The 6971-nt window shown below is 65.5% G+C and carries 4 protein-coding genes; all 4 read left to right on the forward strand.

Going from position 1 to position 6971, the window contains the following annotated elements; genetic code table 11:
* Positions 1-87: 87 nt before the first annotated feature.
* The 4 genes from ABE423_RS16035 (at position 88) to ABE423_RS16050 (ending at position 6787) form a co-directional block, all read left to right on the forward strand.
* On the forward strand, positions 88-2190 hold the full coding sequence (locus ABE423_RS16035; RefSeq protein WP_346486711.1) for a M13-type metalloendopeptidase: 2103 nt from the start codon (positions 88-90) through the stop codon (positions 2188-2190).
* A gap of 308 nt (positions 2191-2498) precedes the next feature.
* Positions 2499-4505, forward strand: a complete 2007-nt coding sequence (locus ABE423_RS16040) for a M13 family metallopeptidase (protein ID WP_049460715.1) — start codon at positions 2499-2501, stop codon at positions 4503-4505.
* Between the two features lie 126 nt (positions 4506-4631).
* A complete protein-coding gene (locus ABE423_RS16045; protein ID WP_093999806.1) occupies positions 4632-5126 on the forward strand; it encodes a VOC family protein in 495 nt (164 codons plus the stop codon).
* Positions 5127-5203: 77 nt separating this feature from the next.
* The gene (locus ABE423_RS16050; RefSeq protein ID WP_346486713.1) at positions 5204-6787 is read left to right on the forward strand and encodes an NAD(P)/FAD-dependent oxidoreductase; all 1584 of its coding nucleotides are present in this window, start codon (positions 5204-5206) and stop codon (positions 6785-6787) included.
* Positions 6788-6971 lie beyond the last annotated feature (184 nt).

Consider the following 6971-nt stretch of genomic DNA (forward strand, 5'->3'; position numbering starts at 1 on the left):
CTTGCAGGGCAGGCCGGCGGCGTATTGTTCGGCCCACGGCCGTCCCCGCGGCCCTTCCCTGACTCACTCGGCCTGGAGGCCATCAAAGTGACCCGTACTCCCAAGATCGTGCTGCTGACCCTGGCCGTTTCGGCCGCGCTGGTCGGCTGCGGCAAGAACGAAACCCCGGCCAAGGATGCCACCGCCTCCACGCCGGCTGCGGCCGAAGCCACCAACTACACGCTGGACGAGAGCAAGCTGCCGGCCTACAACGCCTTCCAGCCCAGCGATCTGGATGCCAGCAAGGACGCCTGTGGCGCCTTCGGCGACTACGTGAACAGCAAGTGGCTGGCCGCCAATGAAATTCCGGGCGACCGCACCAGCTGGGGCGCGTTCACCATCCTCGACGAGCGTTCGGTGGCCGTGCAGCACCAGCTGGCTGAACAGGTCGCGCAGGTCAAGAACCCGAACCATATCGAGAAGATCGTCGGCGACCTGTGGGCCACCGGCATGGACGAAGCCAAGATCAATGCCCAGGGCATCGAGCCGCTGAAGGCCGATCTCACCGCGATCGACGGCCTGCAGGACAAGGCGGCCATCGCCGACTACCTGCGCAGCAGCGCGGCCAAGGGTGACAACGTCCTGTTCGGCTTCGGCGCTGAAGCCGACTTCAAGAACTCGGCCGTGAACCTGGCCTACGCCAGCCAGGGCGGCCTGGGCCTGCCGGACAGCACCTACTACACCGATGCCAAGAACGCCGACAAGCTGAAGGCCTACCAGGCACACGTCGCCAAGGTGCTGGAGCTGTCCGGCGTCGCCGCTGCCGACGCTGCCAAGCAGGCCGAGGACGTGGTCAAGTTCGAGACCCGCCTGGCCAAGGCCTCCAAGTCGCGCGTCGAGCTGTCGCGCAACGTCGAGCTGTACTACAACCCGGTCACCCTGGCTGACGCCGACAAGCTGACCCCGAACTTCAGCTGGACCGAGTTCTTCAAGTCGCAGGGCGTAGCCGCGCCGGAGAAGTTCTCGCTGGCCATGCCGGCCTTCCATGAGGAAGTGAGCAAGGCGCTGGGCGATACCGATCCGTCGGTGTGGCGCGCCTACCTGCGCTTCCACACCGTGGACAGCGCTTCGCCGTACCTGGCCGATGCCTTCGTGCAGGAGAACTACGAGTTCTACGGCAAGACCCTCAACGGCCAGAAGGAACAGAAGCCGCGCTGGAAGCGCGTGCTGGGCACCATCGAGAACGACGCCGGTGAAGCCTTAGGCCAGCTGTACGTGAAGGTTGCCTTCTCGCCGGAAGCCAAGGCGAAGATGGAAGAGCTGGTGAAGAACCTGGCCGCTTCGCTGAAGGAACGCATCCAGGGCCTGAGCTGGATGAGCGATGAAACCAAAGCCAAGGCCATCGCCAAGTGGGAAACCTTCACCCCGAAGATCGGTTACCCGGACAAGTGGCGTGACTGGGCGGGCCTGCAGACCCAGCGCGACAGCTACCTGGGCAATGTGCGCGCGGCCAGTGAGTTCAACTACAAGTTCAACCTGTCCAAGATCGGCAAGCCGGTGGACAAGACCGAGTGGGGCATGACCCCGCAGACGGTCAACGCCTACTACAACCCGCTGCAGAACGAGATCGTGTTCCCGGCCGCCATCCTGCAGCCTCCGTTCTTCGATCCGAAGGCCGACGACGCACTGAACTATGGCGGCATCGGTGCGGTGATCGGCCACGAAATGACCCACGGTTACGACGACCAGGGTGCACGCTTCGGGCCGACCGGCAACATGGAAGACTGGTGGACTGCCGCTGACAAGAAGAACTTCGAAGGCTTGACCGGCAAGCTGGTCAAGCAGTTCGACCAGTACAAGGTCGACGGCCAGGCCGTGAACGGTCACCTGACCCTGGGCGAGAACATCGCCGACCTGGGCGGCCTGGCTACCGCCTACGACGCCCTGCAGAAGGCCTCCGCCGGCAAGGAAGATGCAAAGGTCGATGGATTCACCCGCGACCAGCGCTTCTTCTTCAACTGGGCCACCGTGTGGCGCACCAAGTACACCCCGGAAAACGCCAAGGTCCGCCTGGCCACTGACCCGCACGCGCCGGCGCAGTTCCGAGCCATGGGTGCGCCGTCGAACCTGCCGACCTTTGCTGCGGCCTTCCAGTGCAAGGCCGGTTCGCCGATGGCCCGCGCCGGCGAGCAGCAGGTGGTGATCTGGTAAGCCCTGGCTGATGCCAAGGTAGACCTGCAGAGGCCCGGGAATTCCCGGGCCTTTGTTTTTTGCCGCGCCCGTCATCCACGCATGGCGTGGATCTACTGCGCCTGTGCAGGCCCACGCCATTGGCAGATGCCGACCTTGGTCGGCGCACGGCACGGCGGAGCCACCGTGATGCGTGCATGCGGTGTCGATGCCACACACCCGGTAGCGCCAGGCCATGCCCGGCGGATGCGCCGTGATGCGTGCATGCCGCGCCCATGCGCGGCTTGCTATAGTGCGCGCGCCCTCAATCCATCACGGATTCGTTCCACATGCCCAATTTCCGTCCGCTTGCCATCGCCCTGGGCATCAGCCTGGCGACTCTGGTCCCGACCCACGATGCGTTCGCCGCCAAGAAAAAGGCCGCGCGTGCCCCGGCTGTCAGTGCCCAGTGCAGCGACTTCTACGACGCCACCAATGCCGGCTGGCTGAAGGCCAACCCGGTGCCGCAGACCGGCGCCACCACCGCGCTGGGCCAGCTGGTCGACCGCAGCCGCCAGCAGCAGCGTGAACTGCTCGACGCAGCGATGAAGGCGCCGCAGGGCAACGTGCAGAAGCTGCTGGGTGACTTCTGGGCCAGTGGCCTGGACGAAGCGGCCGTGGAAGCAGACGGCTCCAACCCGATCGCCCCGCTGCTGACCCGCATCAACGCCATCAAGAAGGCCAAGGATGTGCCGGCCTCGATCGCCGCACTGCACCAGGTCGGCATCCCGGTGGCCTTCAACTTCGGCCCCGACGTCGATCTGAAAGCGCTGGACCGTCACATCGGCTACTTCATGCAGGGCGGCATGGGCCTGCCGGATCCGGCGTTCTATACCCGTACCGACGCCGACACCGTGGCGCTGATGGGCCGCTACCGCAACTACGTCAAGCAGATCCTGGCACTGACCGGCACGCCGGCGGCCAAGCTGGATGCCGAGTCGCAGGCGGTGATCGCGCTGGAAACCGAGCTGGCACGCAATGCGCAGTCGCTGGCCGGCATCAACAACCCGTTCAACAACTACGCGCCGATCTCCACCAAGGAGCTCAACAGCCGCTACCGCAACCTGCAGCTGGATGCCTTCCTGAAGGCACAGGGCGTGGATGACGACCTGGTCTCGCTGGCCGACCCGGGCCTGTTCAAGCAGCTCGACGGCATGGTCACCAAGCTCAAGCCGGACCAGTGGAAGGCCTACCTGCGCTGGCGCGTGGGCGACTCGATGGCGCCGTACCTGTCCAAGGCCTACCGCGACGCCGAGTTCGAATTCCGCGGCCGCGTGCTGCGTGGCGAAACCCTGCCGCCGCAGCGCTGGGAAGACGTGCTGGAGGCGATCAACGTAGCCGCTGGCCCGATGGTCGGTCGCGAATACGCTGCCCGTTACCTGTCCGCCGAAGATCGTCGCCAGGCGGCGTGGATCGTCGACAAGGTGCGCGAAGTGCAGATCGAAGCGGTCAAGAACAGCAGCTGGATGAGCACCGAAGCCAAGGCCGAAGCGCAGGCCAAGCTGGCTGCGCTGAAGATCGAGATTGGCACCCCGCTGCGCGACCTCGACTACAGCGTGCAGCCGATGGGCCGCGGTTCGTTCGGTGGCAACATGCTGATTGCTTCGACCTGGCGCCATCGCGAGGAAATGAAGCGCATCGGCAAGGGCAATGCCGACCGTCGCTGGGACGTGCTGCCGCAGCAGCCGTCGCTGGCCTACGATCTGGCCCAGAACCGCCTGATCGTCACCGCCGCGATCCTGCAGGGCCCGGTGTTCAACGCCAAGGCCGACGCTGCCGACAAGTTCGGCAGCTTCGGTGGCCTGGTCGGCCATGAGCTGACCCGCGCGATCGATGCCAAGGGTGCGCTGGTCGACGCCAAGGGCGAGCTGCGCAGCTGGTGGACCCCGGCCGACAAGACCGCCTGGACCCTGCTCGGTAACCGCGTGGCCGCGCAGTACAGCGCCTACGACTTCCCGGGCGTGAAGGGTGCCAAGGTCAACGGCACGCTCACCCAGGAAGAGAACCTGGCCGACATCGCCGGTCTGGAACTGGCCTGGGCGGCGTATGTCGCACAGGAGCCGAAGGCCAAGCAGGCCCAGCAGCAGGGCTTCTTCCGCGCCTGGTCTGCGCTGTGGGCGCAGCAGCTGGCGCCGAACGAGGCCGTACGCCGCCTGACCGCCGACATCCGTGCACCAGGCCTGTGGCGCAGCAACGGCACGCTGGCCAACCTGCCGGCCTTCGGCGCCACCTTCAGCTGCAAGGCCGGCCAGCCGATGCAGCGCAGTGAAGCCGAGCAGATCAAGGTCTGGCGCTGATCCAGCTGCCACACGGGTAACGCAGAGGGCGCCTTCGGGCGCCCTCCTTTTTTGCAGGTGCAGCACGATCCCGGATTAACACCGCGCATGCTATCGCTGCGGCTTCGTCCAACGTGGAGCCCCGACATGGCACACAAGAACACGATCTGTGTCTGGTATGACAACGGCGCGCTCGAGGCCGCCACCTTCTACGCCAGTATCCTGCCCGACAGCGCGGTGACCGCCGTGCATCACGCCCCCGGTGACTATCCGGACGGCAAGGAAGGCAACGTACTGACCGTCGAATTCACGGTCTGCGGCATCCCCTGCGTCGGCCTCAACGGCGGCACCGCGTTCAAGCACAGCGAAGCGTTCTCGTTCCAGATCCAGACCGAGGACCAGGCCGAGACCGACCGCCTGTGGAATGCGATCGTCGGCAACGGTGGCCAGGAGAGCCAATGCGGCTGGTGCAAGGACCGCTGGGGCATCTCCTGGCAGATCAGCCCGCGCATGCTGATCGAAGCGGTGACCAGCAAGGACAAGGCATTGGCCAAGCGCGCCTTCAACGCGATGATGCCGATGAAGAAGATCGACATCGCCACCATCGAAGCAGCGATCAAAAAAGGGGACGGAGGGGATTAAGTCGTTTTTTCCCCATTGCCGGTGCCCCCATGCGAATTGCGACTTAATCCCCTCCGTCCCCTTTTTCCGAGGTGCAGATGACCTGGGATGCGATCATCGTTGGTGGTGGCCACAACGGCCTGGTCTGCGCGGCCTATCTGGCGCGTGCCGGAAAGAAGGTGCTGGTGCTGGAACGTCGCGGCGTTCTTGGCGGCGCTGCGGTCACCGAGGAATTCCATCCCGGCTTCCGCAATTCAGTCGCCTCGTACACGGTCTCGCTACTGCAGCCGAAGGTGATCGACGACCTGCAGCTGCATGCGCATGGGCTGCGCATCGTCGCGCGCCCGGCCAACAACTTCCTGCCATTGCCCGACGACCGCTATCTGTTGTCGGCACCTGGCCGCACTCAGGCCGAAGTGGCGAAGTTCTCCGAGCGGGATGCGCAGCGCTTGCCCGCGTACGAGGCACGCCTTGAAATCTTCGCCGACGTACTGCGCGCATGGGCCCTGCGCGCGCCGCCCGACCTGGGTGTAGCAGGCGGTTGGCGTGCGCTGCCCGCACTATGGCAGATGGGGAAACTCGGCCGCGAACTGGCGGCGCTGGATGCGCCACTGCGGCAGGAACTGCTGGACCTGTTCACGCTGTCGGCGGCGGAGTACCTGGACCGTTGGTTCAAGAGCGAGCCGATCAAGGCGCTGTTCGGCTTTGATGGCATCGTCGGCAACTACGCAAGCCCGTATACAGCGGGCAGTGCCTACGTACTGCTGCACCACGTATTCGGCCAGTGCAATGGCGTAAAGGGTGCGTGGGGCCACGCGATCGGCGGCATGGGCGCGATCAGCCAGGCCATCGCCAGCGCGGCGCGCGAGGCCGGGGCCGAACTGCGCGTGGATGCCGGTGTGCAACAGGTACTGACCGAACAAGGCCGCGTCGTGGGGGTGGAACTGGCCAACGGCGAAACCCTGCGCGCACGCGCGGTGGTGGCCAACGTCAATCCGAAGCTGCTGTACGAACAGCTGCTGGAGCCGACGCAGGTACCCGCTGCCACACGCGAACGCATGACGAACTGGCGCTGCGGTTCCGGCACCTTCCGGATGAACGTGGCGCTGTCGCGGTTGCCGGACTTCCGTGCCCTGCCCGGCCCCGGCGATCACCTCAGCGCCGGCATCATCATGGCCCCCAGCCTGGACTACATGGACCGCGCCTGGCTGGATGCGCGCCGCGAAGGCTGGTCGCGCGAACCGATCGTAGAGATGCTGATTCCGAGCACGCTGGATGATTCACTGGCGCCGCGCGGGCAGCATGTGGCCAGCCTGTTCTGCCAGCACGTGGCGCCGGTACTGCCCGACGGGCGTAACTGGGATGATCACCGCGAGACTGTGGCGGACCTGATGATTGCCACCGTCGAACGGTATGCGCCCGGCTTTGCCGGCAGCGTGCTCGGTCGGCAGGTGCTGTCGCCGCTGGATCTGGAACGCACCTTCGGCCTGGTCGGCGGCGACATTTTCCACGGTGCGCTCAGTGCCAACCAGTTGTTCTCGGCACGGCCGATGGTCGGCCAAGCCGGCTATCGCGGTGCCCTGCCCGGCCTGTACCTGTGCGGTTCGGGCACCCATCCCGGCGGTGGCGTCACTGGTGCGCCCGGGCACAATGCCGCGCAGGTGGTGTTGCAGGATGGGTAGAGGTGTGCCGACCACCGGTCGGCACCTACCGCGTCAAATGATCCCATTCAAAGCGTGCCAACCAAGGTTGGCACCTACCCGCGTGGGACAAGGCGTGCCCACCAAAAGTCGGGAACAAAAGCGTGAAAATTTACATGTTATAAATTTTAGAGTGGGAGGTGGGTTGGGCGCGTGGGTGGGGGAC

Origin of the sequence: Stenotrophomonas sp. TWI1409, assembly GCF_039673015.1 — a bacterium.
Lineage (GTDB): Bacteria > Pseudomonadota > Gammaproteobacteria > Xanthomonadales > Xanthomonadaceae > Stenotrophomonas > Stenotrophomonas maltophilia_A.

Bases quoted from the DNA above. Each gene is read 5' to 3' on its own strand.
- ABE423_RS16050 (WP_346486713.1), top strand. From the start codon at position 5,204: ATGACCTGGGATGCGATCATCGTTGGTGGTGGCCACAACGGCCTGGTC.
- ABE423_RS16045 (WP_093999806.1), top strand. From the start codon at position 4,632: ATGGCACACAAGAACACGATCTGTGTCTGGTATGACAACGGCGCGCTC.
- ABE423_RS16040 (WP_049460715.1), top strand. From the start codon at position 2,499: ATGCCCAATTTCCGTCCGCTTGCCATCGCCCTGGGCATCAGCCTGGCG.